Raw genomic sequence first — 18,433 nt, 5'->3', positions numbered from 1 at the left:
AAAAGTGATTGGAGGTAACTTATGAGAGGTAGAAGTTATACAAAAGAATTGAAAGAATCAATAATAAATGAGGTAAAGGAAGTTGGGAATGTTTCATTAGTTTCAAGAAAACATGGTATTTCAAAATCAACCAGAAGTTTAGCACTTGAAAATTTTTTAGGGCGATAGCCCGTTGATTTATAATGTTTTATGAGTAGTTATTAAGAAATGTGTTCATTCCGATTTTTGCTGGAATTTATAAGGGAAAAACTTGCATAATAAAAGCATCCTTTTTATAATAGTTTTAACTAGAAACTTAAAATAAAAGGATGCTGATAAAATGAACACAAATTATTTAAAACAAATGCTCACCTATATTAATAAGGTATATCATATAGGCAAAAAAATCAATACCTTAAAGGATAAAAGAATAAAATTTTCTGCAAAAGTTTCAACAATCTCCTTTGTGGTATTATTTGGGTTTATACTTCAAATAAGAAGTTTCAATAGATTAGAACACTTACTTGAAAAAAATAAATTTAAAAAGTTGCTACCTAAGAAAACTAAAGTGCCACGTATTGATACCGTTAGGCGCTCATTAAGCGACTTTGACTTAGAAGGTTTAAATAATATGCACAATCAAATAATAAAAACTGCGGTAAAAAATAGAGTCTTTAGAACTGGTACTATGGATGGTTTAAAGGTAGTAGCAATAGATGGTGTAGAATTATTTGAAAGCACCAAAAAGTGTTGTGATAAATGTCTTAGCCGAGTTCACAATGGTGGAGTTACTCATTATTTTCACAGGTCAGTAGTATGTTCAACTGTAGGCTCTGATCCGAACCTTATTTTAGGACAGGAAATGCTTGAACCTAAAACAGATGGATCAAATAAGGATGAAGGTGAAACTACCGGAGGGAAACGCCTAATCAATAGGCTATATAAAGAATTTCATCATTTTGCAGATATCATAGTCGCTGACGCTCTATATTGTAAATCCACTTGGATTAAAGAAGTGCTATCAATTGGAATGAATGCAGTAGTACGAGTTAAAGATGAAAGACTTCATATTGTCAAAGATGCATTAGCTTTATTCAAGTGCAGGGAGCCAAATAAAAAGTGGGTTGTGAATAGAAAAAGTAACAACTATATAAAAATAAAAGCCTGGGATGAAGATAATTTTGAAATGTCTAATTCAGAGATAAAAGTAAGATTTATAAAGTTTATAGAAGAAGTACATAAAAAAGATAAAGTAGAAATCAAAGAATCATGGATTATAACTACATACAAATTTACTTCAGTAGAAACTTTGTGGAAGATAATGCATAAAAGATGGGATATTGAAAATAATGCGTTTCATCAGTTAAAAACGGAGTGGCATTTAGATCATTGCTTTCTTCATAGTCCAACAGGCGTAGAAACAGTGCTTATGTTTATAGTAATAGCCTTTAACTTAATGCAATTATATTTTTTTCGGTGCATTAGAGGGTTTAGAAGAAAAAGGATGTTGCAGATAAATATAATTGAGGATTTAAGGGATGAGATGCTATTAGTACAAGATTTGATAAATCCTATCTTCGATACTACTTAACTAGTTTAATAATTGCAAATTAATTTTGAAGATACTTTGGGGAGGGGGAATTTATAGCCATTTTGCGACCTATCTGCCTGTTGCATTCCCATATATCTTAATGAATGTAATAGGTGACAATTATAGTAAGAGTAAAATTTTCACTGGGATTTTAATGCGAAATCTCTGAAAGAAGGCTAGTAGTCTTGACATTAAGATTATATGCCCATTACATGGTCCTGTGTGGCGTGACGATTTAGAATATTTGCTTGATAAATATAACAAATGGAGCCTTTATGAACCAGAGGAAAAAGGTGGAATGATAGTTTATGGAACAATGTATGGTAATACAGAATCTGCAGCTTATAACTTAGCAACAAGGCTTGTAGAAAAAGGAATGACTAATGTTGTTATGTATGATGTTTCAAAAACTCATGTTTCATATTTGATTTCTGATACATTCAAATATAGCAACTTGGTTCTTGCATCTGTAACCTACAACTTAAATATTTATCCACCAATGCTAGATTATATAATGGATATGAAGGCATTAAATCTTCAAAAACGTAACGTAGCTATCATAGAAAATGGCTCATGGGCACCTAAATCTGGAAAGCTTATGCGTGAACATTTAGATGGGATGAAAGAAATGACTATTTTAGATAATGAGATGTCAATTAACTCCACAATGAAAGAACATGACATAGATTCAATGAATGATCTTGCTGATAGTATTATACAGTCAATAAAGTAATTTTAGAAAAGACCTAAATTTAGGCCAGCTCATGGAGAGAATTCCTAAGCTGGTCTTTTTTATGCATTGATATGGCTATTAATATTAAAAGTGAATAAAATAATAAAAATAAAATTGTATGGTAATTTGCAGTTAACTGCTATACAATTTCTATAGACAATTAAATTTGAAGGGGGATTTTATGTTTAGAGAAATAGATAGAAAAAAGAAGTTGTTGGATAATAAAAGGCCTCTTCCAGCGTACACCTTAAAAAGCATAAGAGAAAACTTGCTTTTAGAGTGGACATACAATTCTAATGCAATTGAAGGAAATACATTAACCATATTAGAAACTAAAGTGGTTTTAGAGGGAATAACTGTAGGGGGAAAAACTTTAAAAGAGCATTTAGAAGTTATAAATCATAGAGATGCAATTTTATATGTAGAAGAAATAGTTAAGAATCAAGAGCCACTTACAGAATGGCAAATGAAAAATATTCATAGACTTATATTAAAAGGAATTGATGATAATTATGCAGGAAATTATAGAGATCAACAAGTTATAATTTCAGGGGCAAAGCATACTCCACCAGAGTCTTTTTTAATTAAAGAACAAATGGAAAATTTAATTAAATGGTATAATGATCGTATAGAAATGCATCCTGTAGAAAAGGCAGCTATGCTACATATAATTTTTGTTGGAATACATCCGTTTATTGATGGAAATGGAAGAACTTCAAGATTACTCTTGAATTTAGAACTTATGAAAAATGGTTATCCACCTATAATAATCAAAGCAGAAAATAGACTAAAATATTATAGTGCATTAGATAAGGCACATACTACGAATAATAGTAAAGATTTTATTACTTTAGTCATTGAGGAATTAGATAAAACCTTGGATATATATTTAAAATATATATAACAATTAGATGTGTTTTTAAGATGCTTATAAAATAAAAGAGATGGATTCATATGAATTAAAAGGTGGAGAATTAAAGTCTTCACCTTTTTATTTATTTATTTATACTTAAGATGAAGAAGATATGATTTATACATGAACTATGGTGGTAAATTATATCCATAGCTGTTATTTTAGCTGATTTAGTATCCAGCGTTTTATTCTATTACAACTACTTGAAAAGGTGAGAAAGTGAAGTGGTTTCTGGTAAATAAAAAAGACACCTATTTAAGTGTCTTACAAAGAATGGTTAGCTCTAATTCTTTTAAGAATTTTAATATCCATTTCATGAGATCCAGTAGTGTCTTTAATAACATCAATAGCATCTATAACATCATTTATAGATTTTGAAGTATTAGTGATAGCAAGTTCAATAACATCTAGTCTTTCACCTAGAGTTTTACCATCTTTATCTTTAGCTCTGTCAAGTTGTTCTGAAAAAGATGATTGAACTTCTGCAAGAGTTTTAATATCAGTTTGGATTTTTTCAAGTATTAAGGAGTTATTATTTACTTGAGATTTTATTTCAGAAGTAGTTTTTTCTAAGCCTATAAAACGCTCATTAAAGTCTGCGTACATTTTTTCAAGTAAATCATAAATTTTATTTTCCATTAGTAACAACTCCTTTTATAGTAGTAATAAAATTATATCACAGAAGGCTAATGAAATCTACTTTATGAACTTAGAAGTTTGAGTCAAGTAAAAGTGGGCAACTATTTTATTAATAGCGGAAGCGGATAAAGATATTTTACCAATTATAATAGCTATAACGTCATTAGGTATAATGTTTTTACAGTTATATCTCTACAGTATAAATATCTTTTTTGCCAAATCTTCTTGGTCTTATGAAGAATTGATAAGGGGCATAGTTATCTAAAATTTCTATATAGGATGTTTTATCCACATATAGATAATCCTTTTCCCTTAAAACTTCAAAATTAGAAATACCATAGGGTATTCTCTTCATGTTGTATTCACACTCCTAACTTTATTCTACTTATTTAATTTTACCATCTATAAGTGGAATAATGTATTTTGAATGAAATTTTATTATACAAATAAAGACTTATATTAATAATATCATACTCAATTATTCTACCATAAAAGATAGTAATATAGTTTAATAAAGAGAAGTAAAACTCCCAAAATGGTTGTTAGAAATGGGAGGGTACGATGATGGCGTAACTAGTATTGTTACATTATGAAGGTAGTTTTGGGATTAAAAGTTGCATTGGATGTATACGGTAGAGTATAATTTTAGTAGGCAGAAGAGTGAGAATAGCTCATTTAAGTAAGGATATAGAAAGTTGACAGGAGATAAAGCAATTTGGCCTATCACTAGATCAATTTATATTAATAGTATAGCTCCTTTTAAGACATTTTGAGGTAAGATTCGTAAGTGGAAAAGATTGAAAGGCTAAGAGTTGTTATCTAAAATAGCTGTAATTTAATAGGAAAGAGTTATAGATATTAAGAGGCCATTTTTTGAGGAGGTTCATATAATTTATGAAATGTAACAGAAGAACAAGTTATTTTATAAGCACAATGGAATTTAAGGAAATTGATAAAAAACCTTTTATAGCAGGAGTATTATCAATTGTTTTAGGAATGTTTGGAGTGCATAGATTTTATTTGAAAAGAAAACTGACAGGAATTATTTTTTTCATGATATCCATAGGTTCTCTAGAATTTGGTGCAGGTAACCTAGCAGTTATTTTAATGTTTATATCTATTATAGAGGGAATGGTTTATATATTTAGCGGTTTAGTTTTATTGAAAGAGAAAATTACAAATATTAAAACTAAAAAGGATATAAGCATAGAAGAATTGGAAAGTGTAAGTTATGGGGAAAAGGATAGGATAAAGATAAAAGATGAAAAAGTTAAAACAAGTGAAAAAGAAGATGCAGATGAACTAGAAATAATTGAAATATCTAAAATAGAGCCTAGTAAGATAATTAAGGAAAATGAATCTGGTAATATATTTAAAGGCAATTGGATTAAAAAACTAAATATATATTACGACAGAAGTATAATGAAAGTATATCAAGTAAAGGAAGAAACTCTAAATCTATATGAAAACCTGTGCAACTTTATAGATAAGGAATTGAAAAGTGATAGCAGTTCTCTAAATAAGGAAGCAAGAAGAATAGAAATAGATAATGGATATTATAATAATATTTTTTATACAATTTATTGTATATCAGAAGGTCATGTAACCAAAACTTATAGTGGAAATTATAGTTATCATAATCAAGAGTCTTCTTATAGAATGTTGGAAGAACATTTAGGGAATAAACTAAAAGATAAAGTATTTAATAAGGCTAAAGAATTAGAAGAAAATATATCATTTCCAAATAGTGAAACACTTAAATATTTCAATTTAACAAAAACTGGATTACCAATAGAGTGGTGGGATAAAGATGGAAGCCTTAGGTTAGAGAGAGAATTTAACAAAGATGAGTTAAATATTCTAAGAGTAACACCTCTAAGAAGTACTAAAGTATGGGAACTATATAAAGTGAAAAAAGAAATTATAGAGTTATATTTAAAGATATGGAAGACTATATTGAATAGTTTTAAAAAAGATTTAGAATGGAAAGATAATAATAAGGATATTTTAGAAAAGATAAGAAATGGAGGATATGAGTATTTTTCAGATTATGAAAATGGAAATATCTTAGCTTCTTTAATAAAAGTCTCGGAGAATGAAATAAGAGAAGTAATGCCAAATACACAGATTTTAAATTTGAGCAAGGAAAAGAATAATATTAATAAATATTTACCAAGCGAACTTGTAGAAGATATAAATAATAAGACTATAGAATACAAGAAGAATATGACAGATGAAAATTTAAAAGAGATACTAAAGGATATGTTGGAGAATGACTCTAGTGATTGGAGACTTAAAGTAGAGGAGGTATTAATTGAGGATGATCATAAGAGAATAGATAAGTTAATTGATTATAGGGAAGATGAAAATTTTATAAGAATGGCAAAGGAAATCATTGAGAAGACAAAAGATGAAAAACTATTATTGCTATGCTTGTATGGAATAGGGAAGGAAGAAAACTTAAATCAAAAAAATATTAAATTACTTGAGTATATTATTCATTCAAGTAATATCTCAGTATATAAAAGTATAGTTCAATTTAAAGAAGTGTTGTCATTAGAGCTTTTGGATAGATTATTAGAGTTAAAAAAGCCAATTAGAAAGAAGATATAACTAGATATGGATAAAGTAAAAGATTCAAAGAAAGAACTTAATGAAACAGTAGATATAATTAAGGAATATATAGGAGATGAAGAAGAGGATCCCAAAATAGATGTTGTAGAAGAAATTATAGAAAGAAAAGATGACGATAAATTGGAATTTAAATATGCAGAGTTTTTGAAACTAGTATTAGATAAAGGTTTTATAAATGTAGAAGAGGGTAAAAAGATAGCTATGGATAATGGTACCTTACTAAATGCTTTTATAAGTGATGTAAATCAAAAGCTTTATGAATATATTCAGGATCAGACGATTATAATTGAAGGTAATTATATAAAGATAGATGATTTTTATGTAGATATGGTAAAGGAGTTGGTAATTAATGAAGAATAGAGTTAACCTAAAGGAAGCAGACAATATTATAAAAGCTTTGGAAGGAGGAATAGTACCTAGGAGGGGAATTCAACATCTATTGGTAGGAAGAAATGAAGAAGTTCAAGAAGTTATTTCTATTTTGGATTCTATAATTGAAGGTGGAAGTGATATAAGATTCTGGGTAGGGGATTTTGGTAGTGGTAAGAGTTTTATGCTTAGAACTATACAGTCTATTGCTGTACAGAAGAACTTTGTTGTTTCTACAGTGGATTTAACTCCTACAAGAAGGTTTTATGCTTCTGATGGAAAGGCTAGAGCTTTGTATAGTGAGATAGTAGATAATATAATTGTGCAAACTTCCCAAGTTGGTAATGCTATAGACACGATATTAGAAGAATGGATAAATAGAATTATTATGAATGTTTCTGAAAGAGATAATATATCTATGGCTGAGTTATTTACCTTAGATAATAAAGAACTTATAGAGAAAGAGATATTAAATGTTACTAGTTCTTTTAACTCAGTTGGTCTCTCTTATGAATTAGGAGAAGCTATTGCAAAATATTATGAAGGAGTAGTAGGGGATAATAGAGTATTGAGGTTAAAGGCTTTAAGATGGATTCGAGGAGATATAGATACTAAAACTGAGGCTAAAAGAGAGTTGGGAATTGAAAAGATAATAAATGATGATAACTGGTATGATGCTATTAAAAACTTAGCAGAACTATTTTCGGATATAGGATATTCGGGTTTTGTAGTGAATTTTGATGAAGCTGTTAATTTATATAAGTTACCTCTGGCTAGAACTAGAGAAAGGAATTATGAAAGAGTGTTAAATATATTTAATGAATGTAAATCCAATATAGCAAGAGGACTATATGTGAATTTTGGAGCAACAAGAAAAACTATATTTGACGAGTATCGTGGTATGTCTAGCTATGGAGCATTAAAAGGAAGGTTAGGAACAGAAGAGGGTATAGATTCAAAATTACTAAATACGAATAGAACTGTTCTACCATTAAAACCTTTAAGCGTAGAAGAGATATATACATTACTAGAAAACTTAAACAATATACATAATATTCATTATAGACAAGAGATATCTATGACAACAGAACATATAAAGATGTATATGGAAGAGCAATTGAATAGACCTGGATCAGATGAATTTTTGACTCCGCGTGCAGTAATCAAAGATTATCTGGAAATTCTGGATTTAATAAGACAAAATTCAAATGAGAGTATTGATAATATAATTCATATAAAGTTTGGTAGAGAACCTATGCCTATAACTAAGGATGAAGATGATAAAGATGATGAAATAGAGGTTTTATAATGAGTAGTTTTAACTTATTACAAAGAGAAATACGTAGATATATATATGATGAAGGTTGGGATGCTTTGAGAGGTATACAAGAAGCCTCAATAAAACGTATTTCTAATACAGATCATAATTTAATATTAGCAGCGCCTACTGCTTCTGGTAAAACAGAAGCGGCGTTTTTGCCAACGATAAATTCTATAAAGGATTGGAATTCCGGCCTTAAAATTATTTATATATCTCCTTTAATAGCCCTTATAAATGATCAATTTAAGAGAATATTAAAACTGTGCGATTATATAGATATACCTGTAACAAGTTGGCATGGAGAAGCATCTAGAACGGATAAAAACAAACTATTGAAGCAACCTAGGGGAATACTTTTGATAACTCCAGAGTCTATAGAAGCCATGTTAGCTTTAAGACCAGGAGAAGCAAAAGAGTTATTTAAGGGAACAGAATGGATAATAGTAGATGAGATACACGGCTTTCTAGAAAATAATAGAGGTGTACAATTAAGATCTCTTATAGAAAGAATAAAAGTATGTATGGAAAAGGATCCTAGATTTATAGGTATGTCGGCTACTTTAAATAGAGAAGATTATAAAGAAGTAAAAAACTTTTTTATAAGTGATAGAGTGACAGATGTATTATTGGATAGTAACAAGAACTCTTTGGAAGCTACTAAAAGTTACTATGAATCAAATATAAAGAAAGACTCAAAAGAAGCATTAGAAGAAATTTATGACTATTCTCAAAGAGAATCTATGTTAGTATTTCCAAGTTCAAGAGGTGAAGTAGAAAGATTGGCTGTAGGTCTTGGTAGACTAGGAAAGAAGAGAGGTTCTGATACTAGGTATTTTGCTCATCATTCTTCTGTGAGTAAGGATATGCGATTAACAGCAGAGAAATTTGCAAAAAGTAGCAAAGGAGAATTATTCACTATATGTTGCACATCTACTTTGGAATTAGGAATAGATATAGGCTCAGTAGATAGTATAGTTCAATATAATGCTCCACATTCTGTAGCAAGTTTGGGGCAGAGACTAGGAAGAAGTGGTAGGACTACAAGAAAAAATATATTACATTTTATAGCTACAGATGAATGGTCTTTATTGCAAGGATTAGCGGCAATATCTCTTTATGAAGATGGTGTGATAGATAGATTTGATCCTATAATAAAGCCTTATGATGTTTTTGCTCATCAAATAATATCTATTCTTTTAGAAAATACAGGGATGCCCTTTGAAGATGTAAAAGATATAAATAAGAATTTTAAATGCTGGCATGGTATAGAAGATGATGAGTACTTAGAATTATTAGGATATTTGATAGAAAGAAATTATATAGAGATATTAGAAACAGAAGCTATAACAGGTATAGAAACAGAAAGACTATTAAAGGGAAGTGATTTTTTTACTCATTTTGAAACAGAAAATAATTTTTCTCTTTACAATGATTATAAAAAAATAGGAGAGATTCCTCTATCACCTACTGTACAAATAGGAGTAAATATATTTTTGTCAGCCCAGATTTGGAAGATAAAAGATATAGAATTAGTGAGTAAAAAGATATATGTAATGAGAGCTGTAGATGGTAATCCACCTATGTTTTCAGGGGGGGGGTGGGAACATAACCAATGAAATAAGATCTAGAATGAAAACTATATTAGAAGATCGAAGTTATTGGATCGATTATAGCGATAATATAAAAAAGGTTTTATTAAAACTTTCTAAAGAAAATTTAAGATATGAAAAATTTCAATGGACAGAAGAGAATGATAAAATTGGACTTAGGACATTTCAAAGTACAAAGATAAATAGAACTTTGCAACTTTTACTTAATATCTTAGGGAAAGGTGGAAATTACAAACTAGATGATAGGACGACTTTTATAAGTGGGTGTAATATAAAGGAAGATATAAATAGGGTAATAGAAAGAAGTTTTAATGAAGAAGTAATATTTAGATATTTAAAAGATAGTCCAGAAATAGTAGAGCTATATTTATCCGATAATAAATATAGAAACTTATTACCAGATGATTTAAAAATCAAATATATTATTAAGAACAAATTAGGTTTAGAAGGAACAAAAGCATATTTAGGAATTTTATAAGAGGAATGATATATGTAAGGGATTTAAGGGATGAAATTAAAATCTTAATTGTTGATGATGACGTTGATTAATTGAGAAGGATAATTAAATTTAATTTATGAACTTAGAAGTTTGGTTAAAGTTGAAATACAAAGATTTAAGGCCTATAATAAGTGTAAGCCTAAACACATTATAGAATTCATAAGATATCAAATTTCATACAATATATTAATTAAAATGTATTGATTAAAAGGGGGTATAAATATGTTTTTTAAAACTACTTTAGAACATGAAGAGCTAAGGATGAAGGTTAGAGCCTTTGCTGAAGCAGAGATCAAACCTATTGCATTTATGTTAGATCAGGAAAATAAATTTCCATCAGAAGCTATTCATAAGTTAGCTGATATTGGGATGATGGGAATTCCTTATGGTGAAGAGTACGGTGGAGCCGGACTTGATATAATCAGTTATGCAATTGCTGTTGAGGAATTGTCAAGAGTTGATGGTGGTACAGGTGTAATTCTTTCAGCTCATACATCTTTAGGTGCATACCCAGTGTCTGCTTACGGAACAGAGGAACAAAAAAAGAAGTACTTAGTTCCAATGGCAAAGGGAGAGAAGATTGGAGCCTTTGGTCTTACTGAAGAAAATGCTGGAAGTGATGCTGGGGGTACTGAAACTACTGCTGTTTTAGAAGGAGATTATTACATATTAAATGGTGAAAAAATCTTCATTACTAATGCAGGTGAGGCTGAAACTTATATTGTTTTTGCAATTACCACACCAGATATAGGCACTCGTGGTATTAGTGCGTTTATTGTAGAGAAGGACTTTGAAGGCTTTACCTTTGGCAAACATTACGACAAAATGGGTATTCGTTCTTCTGCCACTGCAGAGCTTATATTTAACCAAGTTAAGGTCCCTAAGGAAAACTTGCTAGGTAAAGAAGGAGACGGTTTTAAGATTGCTATGGCTACTTTAGATGGTGGACGTATTGGTATTGCAGCTCAAGCTCTTGGTATAGCACAAGGTGCATATGAAAATGCACTAGAGTACTCAAAAGAAAGAATTCAATTTGGTAAGCCTATTTGTCAGCAGCAAATCATCGCTTTTAAGCTAGCGGATATGGCTACAAAGCTTAGGGCAGCAAGACTTCTTATTTATAGTGCAGCAGAGATGAAACAAAATCATGAGCATTATAGTATGGAAGCAGCTATGGCAAAGCAATATGCCTCTGATGTTTGCCTTGAAATCGTTAACGATGCTCTTCAAATATTTGGGGGAAGCGGTTATTTAAAGGGTATGGAAGTTGAGAGGGCTTATAGGGATGCTAAAATTTGTACAATATACGAAGGAACTAATGAGATTCAGCGTCTAGTTATATCATCTCATATAATAGGTAAGATACCAAAAAATGAAGATACAAGTAGATCTTCTAAAAAGGTACCTGCTACGGGTTATCGTAAGCAAGTGATATTCAAGGAAAAAACTCAAAAAGAATCAGTTGACGCTCTTATTAAGGCTCTTAAGGAAGATGGTTATGACTTTACCATTGGAATACCTCTTGATACTCCTATAAGTAAGGCTGAAAGAGTAGTAAGTGTAGGCCTTGGTATAGGGGAAAAAGAAAATATGAAGTTTATAGAAAAGCTAGCAGTGCAAGCTGGCGCTGCCATAGGTTCTTCTCGTCCTGTAGCTGAGACCCTTAAATATGTACCATTAAATCGTTATGTTGGTATGTCAGGTCAAAAGTTTAAAGGGAATCTTTACATTGCTTGCGGAATTTCAGGTGCAGGCCAACATTTGAAAGGTATAAAGGATGCATCTACAATTGTAGCTATAAATATAGACTCTAATGCGAAAATTTTTAAGAATGCGGATTATGGTATTGTTGGAGACTTGATGGAGGTTCTACCATTGCTCACAGCTGCTTTAGATAATGGGGAAGCAAAAAAAGAAGCTCCACCAATGAAGAAGATGAAAAGACAGGTTCAAAACAAAGTAAATTCAACATTAAAACATCATGTTTGCAAGGGATGTGGGTATGAATACAATCCTAATGTGGGTGATGCTGAAGGTGAAATAATTCCAGGAACATTATTTGAAAAGATACCTGAAGATTGGACTTGCCCTGATTGTGGTGAAGAAAAAAATATGTTTATAGAAGCTTAATTATTATTATAAGTAAACATAATAATGTGCTTTAGAGAGAAGGAGGATTTAATTTATGCATTGTGTTAGAAAAATAGTAGAGGATCTTTATTGGGTTGGTGGCAATGATAGCCGACTAGCTCTTTTTGAAAATATTCATCCCATCCCACGAGGAGTATCTTATAACTCATATTTACTTTTAGATGAGAAAACCGTACTCTTTGATACAGTGGATTGGTCAATTTGTAGGCAGTTTCTTGAAAATATTCATGAAGTTTTAGGAGATAGGACTTTAGATTACTTGGTAGTAAACCATGTAGAGCCAGATCATGCGGCAGGTATTGAAGAGCTTATTCTTCGTTATCCCGATATGAAGATTATATGTAGTAACAAAGCTTATTTATTTATGGGGCAGTTTGGATTTAATGTAGATGGTAGGGTAATAGAAGTTAAAGATAAGGATGCTATGTCCTTTGGAAAGCATAATCTTATATTTATGTCTGCTCCAATGGTACATTGGCCAGAAGTTATGGTAACATTTGATACTACCAACGGTGTTCTATTTTCAGCTGATGCATTTGGAGCTTTCGGTTCCTTAGATGGCAAGTTGTTTAAAGATGAAATTAATTTTGACTCTAATTGGATTGATGATACTAGACGATATTATACAAATATTGTAGGTAAATATGGGCCACATGTTCAAGCCTTATTAAAGAAGGCTAGTAGTCTTGACATTAAGATTATATGCCCATTACATGGTCCTGTGTGGCGTGACGATTTAGAATATTTGCTTGATAAATATAACAAATGGAGCATTTATGAACCAGAGGAAAAAGGTGTAATGATAGTTTATGGAACAATGTATGGTAATACAGAATCTGCAGCTTATAACTTAGCAACAAGGCTTGTAGAAAAAGGAATGACTAATGTTGTTATGTATGATGTTTCAAAAACTCATGTTTCATATTTGATTTCTGATACATTCAAATATAGCAACTTGGTTCTTGCATCTGTAACCTATAACTTAAATATTTATCCACCAATGCTAGATTATATAATGGATATGAAGGCATTAAATCTTCAAAAACGTAAAGTAGCAATCATAGAAAATGGCTCATGGGCACCTAAATCTGGAAAGCTTATGCGTGAACATTTAGATGGGATGAAAGAAATGACTATTTTAGATAATGAGGTGTCAATTAATTCCACAATGAAAGAACATGACATAGATTCAATGAATGATCTTGCAGATAGTATTATACAGTCAATAAAGTAATTTTAGAAAAGACCTAAATTTAGGCCAGCTCAAGGACAAAACTCCAGAGTTGGCCTTTTTATATATTTATGTGGATATTAATATTAAAAGGAGATAAAATATTATGTGTAATCTAGAAGAATATAAAATTTGTAAAGCTGATCCAAAAGAATGGGGAAAGTATTATGCCATTTATAGACTAAGTAACTTTAACAAATGGATGCCATTAAGCTTTGAAGCTGAATGTAACCGTTACACAAAAGTAGATTTTTGTTATTGGGTGACAAAAGATGATAATCGAGTAGGCGGAGCTTTTGTAAAAGCAAATATGCTTAAATGTGTATTTACTATACCACCATTTAATGATAAGAAGACATTAATTAAGAAGTTAAGTTTATATGTTGATTCTGTATCTGACAAGGGTAAGGAAATAGAAATTCCTGATGCAGATTTAAAATCAATTGAATATTACGAAAGTCTTGGATATAAGATTAAGGAAGTTAATAAACTTATGGTTTGTGCAACAAATAAATTTAATGTAACTTTTGAAGAACAATATAAAATTATAAGTCCTCAAAAAGAGCATGCTGAAGCTATGGCAGAGCTTTATTATGAAGCGTATAGAAAAAATAAATTTTCATACATTGCATCTCAATCTTATGATTTTCAAGTTTCAAATGTAAATGTGTATTTTAATCATATAAGTTGTATGAATGTTACTAATGATTGGTCTACATTAATTTATGATATTTCAACAAATAAATTAATTGCTGCATGTATAGTTGGATTGGTTAATGATTTGCCTTATATATTGGATTTTGTTGTACACCCTGAATTTCAAGGAAGAGGATTAGCATCAAAAATGATAAAAAGAACATTGAATTTAGCAGCTAATGATTATCCGGCTATTAGATTAAATATTACAGTGGGAAATGATGCAGAAATATTTTACAATAAGTTAGGCTTTATAAGTTTAGCAGAAACAGTGACAATGAAAAAATCGAGTTTATAAGATGATTAAGGTTATGACGTAATTTATCTGGGAATTCAAAAAGTAGTTAAATAAATGAAAAAGATATTTTTGATTTATTTACAAATTGCAAATTCATTAGATGCAAGATTCATTATTATACTCAATATATGAAAGCACTGGAATATCAAAATCACAAAATCCACAAAACATATAAAACATATAAAACATAGAATTATAAGAAGGGTGGAATTTTAATTGATTAAAGATTTAATATTAAAAAACAGAACTTACAGAAGATTTTATGAGGATGAAAGCATTTCAAAAGAGGTTTTAGTGGAGCTTATTGATCTAGCAAGAATATCATCTTCAGGTGGTAACCTCCAAAGCCTTAAATATGTACTATCAAATACAAAAGAGAAAAATAAATTAGTCTTTGACAATATAAAATGGGCGGGATATCTTAAAGAATGGAACGGTCCAGAAAAAGGGGAAAGACCAGCAGCTTATATAATAATGCTTCAAGATAAAGATATTAGTAATAATTATTTTTGGGATCATGGTATAGCAGCTGAAAATATACTTTTAGGAGCAGTAGAAAAAGACCTTGGAGGATGTATGTTTGGTTCAGTTAATAAGCTAGAGCTTTCTAAAGCATTAAATTTGCCTTCAAATTATGAAATATTAATGGTAATTGCCCTTGGAACTCCAAAGGAAACTGTAATCCTTGAAGATATAGATTTAAATGGAGATATTAAATACTATAGAGATGAAGAAGGTAATCATTATGTGCCAAAAAGAAAGCTTCAAGATATAATTTTAGATATTTAGGAAACTAATAATATATATTATAAATATTATGATATAGTTAATTAAGAACAATACATAAAGAAAAGAGGAAAAATCATGTCAGAATGTATATTTTGTAATTACAATAAATCAGAAATAATAGCAGAAAACAAATACACCTTTGCTATATTAGATCACTTCCCAGTAAATGAAGGTCATTGTTTAATCATACCTAAGAGGCATTTTATGAACTTTTTTGAGGCAAGTGAAGAAGAGGTTAAAGCCATATATAGCTTACTCCATGAAGTAAAAGAGATCTTTGATATTCAATATGAACCAGCAGGATATAATATAGGTATTAATGTAGGATATCATGCAGGACAAACTATAAACCATCTACATGTGCACTTGATACCAAGATATGAAGGGGATGTTAGTAATCCAAGAGGTGGTATTAGGAACTTCAAAGAGGCTTTAGTAGAGTATGATGGGTAATAGGAAAATGTATTTTATAAATAAAAGATATTATGATGTAAAGCATTGCTTAATTGTGATAAGATAATACTAATAATGTAAAGTATAAGAATTTATATTTTGATTAGAAACTTATGATAGATAATATTAGAGGGGAGATTAAATCTATAATATGGAAAGAGATGTTTTTAGTTATTTAGATAAAAATTATAGATATTTAAATAATTATATAAGAGACTTTAATAAAGCATTATTTACATCACCACATAGTGCAATTATTAAAGGGCGAACTTTTGTTGAATATTTAACTCAAGAAGTATCTAATTTAGAAAGACATGGATTATTAAATTTGATTACCCAAGCGGAAAGATTAAGAAAGCTAGAAGATGATGGGGTACTGGAAGGTGAAATAGATAAACTATTTCATATAGTTAGAATGATTGGGAATAAAGCAGCTCATACCGACATTGAAGGGGAATTAGAAGCCGCTTTAAATATACATAAAAATATTTATAAAATTACTTGTTGGTTTGTTGAAAATTATATTGATTATAATTTTGAGGCAGCTTCATATAAAAGCCCAATGCCATCAGAAAGTAAAGATATACACATTAATGCAGAAATGATATCAGACTTAATAAAAAAGATGGAGACAATGGAAAAGACAATATCAAAAACACAAGTAGTTGATAAAAATGATGAAGAAATAGATAAAATATTGAATATTGATGGAAAAGATGAATCAGAAGAGATTTTTGAGGATATTATAATTGAAGATATTATTGATAACAAAGAACTAGATAAAAAGTGTTTAATACAAGAATTATCTAGATTAAAGGAGTCATCAAAAGAAGCAGTTGAAGGATTAGGCGAATTTACTCCTTTTAAAAGGTACATGCACATTGAAAGAGAGGCGCAAAAGGAATTAGAAGACTTAATACTTAAAGCAAATACATCTAATAGCGCACAATTGATTTTAGTCTGTGGTAGTGTGGGAGATGGTAAATCGCATATAATATCTTATTTTAATAATAAACATTTAGATATTATGAAAAATTTTACCCTACACAATGATGCTACAGAGAGTTTAGAACCAAATAAAACATCAATGGATACTTTAAATGAAGTTTTAGACAATTTTAGTGATGAAAAGATAGAAGAAAGTAATGAAAAGTTTATATTAGCTATTAATCTTGGAACATTAAATAACTTTATAGATTCTCAATATAGAGAAAGATTTTCTGTTTTAAAAAAGTATGTTCAGGATAAGAAGATTTTAGAGACTAGTATTGATGAGAGTAGTTTTGATGAAAATAGTTCATTTCAATTTGTGAATTTTAGTGATTACAATATATTTACATTAAAAGATGGACAAGTTAATTCAAGTTATATAGAATCTTTAATAACTAAAATCACAGATTCATCAGAGCTTAATATTTTTTATAATTCATATAAAAGAAACTGTACTGAATGCAGTAATTGTGGTTGTTGTCCTATTAAAGCTAATTATGAATTACTAAGCAATGGAATGGTACAAAAAGCCATAGTAGATTTATTGGTCCAATGCATTATAAAAAATAAAATTATCATTTCAACAAGAGCATTAATAAATTTTATGTATGAATTAATAGTTCCAAGATCATATATTGATGTTAATTCTCCAATATTTAAAAATCATATTTACAAGCTTAATAATTTAGATTATATAAAGTCACTTATGCCTAATATAATTTTTAATCATAAGGAATTATCATTTATATTTGAAGCCTTAAATAGTTTAGATCCTCTAAATGTTAGAAATAAAAAAGTAGATGATTTTATAATAGAATTTAATAATTCTGCAAGTATATTGTCATACTTTAAAGAATATATCGACTATCCAAAGGGTTATATTGATAAAATTAATGAGATAAATTTTGAAGAAACTGAGGATAGAAATATAAGATATGAATTATTAAAATTATTTATAAGAAGCTATTATGTTTGTGGAAAGGGAGATATATTCTCTTTAAAGGATCCTATTTATGGAAATTATATGATGAGTTTATATTTATGGAATAAAGGAGATAAGGCAACGCTTAAAGGTTTATATGATAATGTAAAAGATGGGATTATAAAATGGAATGGTGAAGCTGATAAGGATCAAATTAATATTTTTACGGGTAAAAATCAAATTAAATATAAGGTAAGTGAAGAACTTGAATTAAAGGTTGATACAAGCAATTTACCTAATAGTGATGAAACAAACCTTAAAAAGTTTATTACAACCTTAAATTTAAAATATAAAAGTAAGAGGTTGGGAAAAGCTTATGCAATAGATGTGGATTTTGCATTATATAAACTATTGATACAGGTTATTGATGGATATAGACCTAATAAAAAGGACAAGAATTATTTTATTAAGTTTATCGAATTTGTTAATAAACTTGAAGAAACAGGTTCGCAAAATGAGAGTCTTGTATTCACTGAAAAGAACAGACATATTAATAAAAAGTATAAGTTAGAATATGATAATGAATTCGAATTTTATAGATTTGTGGAGATATAG

General features: G+C 29.4%; 15 protein-coding genes and 2 pseudogenes. 15 read left to right on the top strand and 2 right to left on the bottom strand.

Annotated elements, in window-relative coordinates:
• Positions 1-21: 21 nt before the first annotated feature.
• The 4 genes and pseudogenes from DY168_RS06950 (at position 22) to DY168_RS06935 (ending at position 3,207) form a co-directional block, all read left to right on the top strand.
• The gene (locus DY168_RS06950) at positions 22-168 is read left to right on the top strand and encodes a transposase (RefSeq protein ID WP_115641105.1); all 147 of its coding nucleotides are present in this window, start codon (positions 22-24) and stop codon (positions 166-168) included.
• Positions 169-319: 151 nt separating this feature from the next.
• Positions 320-1,570, top strand: coding sequence for a transposase (locus tag DY168_RS15010; RefSeq protein ID WP_115641104.1), 1,251 nt, complete (start codon positions 320-322; stop codon positions 1,568-1,570).
• A 169-nt stretch (positions 1,571-1,739) separates the two neighbouring features.
• A pseudogene (locus DY168_RS06940) lies at positions 1,740-2,303 on the top strand (flavodoxin domain-containing protein); the annotation flags it as partial.
• Between the two features lie 181 nt (positions 2,304-2,484).
• Positions 2,485-3,207, top strand: a complete 723-nt coding sequence (locus DY168_RS06935) for a Fic family protein (RefSeq protein WP_115641103.1) — start codon at positions 2,485-2,487, stop codon at positions 3,205-3,207.
• A gap of 273 nt (positions 3,208-3,480) precedes the next feature.
• On the opposite strand, the gene DY168_RS06930 is transcribed toward DY168_RS06935, so the two are convergent.
• Entirely contained in the window at positions 3,481-3,855 is a 375-nt protein-coding gene (locus DY168_RS06930; protein WP_115641102.1) for a protein adenylyltransferase SelO family protein, read from the bottom strand.
• 211 nt (positions 3,856-4,066) lie between these two features.
• Positions 4,067-4,210: pseudogene (locus tag DY168_RS06925) on the bottom strand (AAA family ATPase); the annotation flags it as partial.
• Between the two features lie 539 nt (positions 4,211-4,749).
• Between DY168_RS06925 and DY168_RS06920 the strand changes: the two are divergent.
• From DY168_RS06920 to dptF, 11 genes are all read left to right on the top strand, one after another.
• Positions 4,750-6,468 (top strand): TM2 domain-containing protein, encoded by a 1,719-nt coding sequence (locus tag DY168_RS06920; protein WP_115641101.1) that lies wholly within the window; start codon positions 4,750-4,752, stop codon positions 6,466-6,468.
• Between the two features lie 6 nt (positions 6,469-6,474).
• Positions 6,475-6,849, top strand: coding sequence for a tellurite resistance TerB C-terminal domain-containing protein (locus DY168_RS06915; RefSeq protein WP_115641100.1), 375 nt, complete (start codon positions 6,475-6,477; stop codon positions 6,847-6,849).
• Complete coding sequence (locus tag DY168_RS06910; RefSeq protein WP_115641099.1) at positions 6,839-8,167, top strand: ATP-binding protein; 1,329 nt, start codon at positions 6,839-6,841, stop codon at positions 8,165-8,167. Before DY168_RS06915 ends, DY168_RS06910 begins: the two co-directional genes overlap by 11 nt.
• The gene (locus tag DY168_RS06905) at positions 8,167-9,795 is read left to right on the top strand and encodes a DEAD/DEAH box helicase (protein ID WP_115641098.1); all 1,629 of its coding nucleotides are present in this window, start codon (positions 8,167-8,169) and stop codon (positions 9,793-9,795) included. The genes DY168_RS06910 and DY168_RS06905 overlap by 1 nt, the downstream gene beginning before the upstream one ends.
• Positions 9,796-9,808: 13 nt before the next feature.
• Entirely contained in the window at positions 9,809-10,267 is a 459-nt protein-coding gene (locus tag DY168_RS06900) for a hypothetical protein (protein ID WP_115641097.1), read from the top strand.
• Between the two features lie 243 nt (positions 10,268-10,510).
• Entirely contained in the window at positions 10,511-12,418 is a 1,908-nt protein-coding gene (locus DY168_RS06895) for an acyl-CoA dehydrogenase family protein (protein ID WP_115641096.1), read from the top strand.
• Positions 12,419-12,473: 55 nt separating this feature from the next.
• Complete coding sequence (locus DY168_RS06890) at positions 12,474-13,673, top strand: FprA family A-type flavoprotein (protein ID WP_115641095.1); 1,200 nt, start codon at positions 12,474-12,476, stop codon at positions 13,671-13,673.
• Positions 13,674-13,776: 103 nt separating this feature from the next.
• Complete coding sequence (locus DY168_RS06885) at positions 13,777-14,664, top strand: GNAT family N-acetyltransferase (protein WP_115641094.1); 888 nt, start codon at positions 13,777-13,779, stop codon at positions 14,662-14,664.
• 216 nt (positions 14,665-14,880) lie between these two features.
• Positions 14,881-15,453 carry a nitroreductase family protein gene (locus DY168_RS06880; RefSeq protein ID WP_115641093.1) on the top strand — a complete coding sequence of 191 codons (573 nt, stop codon included), beginning with the start codon at positions 14,881-14,883 and terminating at the stop codon, positions 15,451-15,453.
• A gap of 54 nt (positions 15,454-15,507) precedes the next feature.
• Positions 15,508-15,906 carry an HIT family protein gene (locus tag DY168_RS06875; protein ID WP_278286370.1) on the top strand — a complete coding sequence of 133 codons (399 nt, stop codon included), beginning with the start codon at positions 15,508-15,510 and terminating at the stop codon, positions 15,904-15,906.
• Positions 15,907-16,057: 151 nt separating this feature from the next.
• Entirely contained in the window at positions 16,058-18,433 is a 2,376-nt protein-coding gene (gene dptF, locus DY168_RS06870; protein WP_115641092.1) for a DNA phosphorothioation-dependent restriction protein DptF, read from the top strand.

The organism is Clostridium putrefaciens, from assembly GCF_900461105.1.
Lineage (GTDB): Bacteria > Bacillota > Clostridia > Clostridiales > Clostridiaceae > Clostridium_L > Clostridium_L putrefaciens.
The sequence above is the reverse complement of the archived record's forward strand: the minus strand, read 5'-3'. Positions and strand labels throughout refer to the sequence as shown.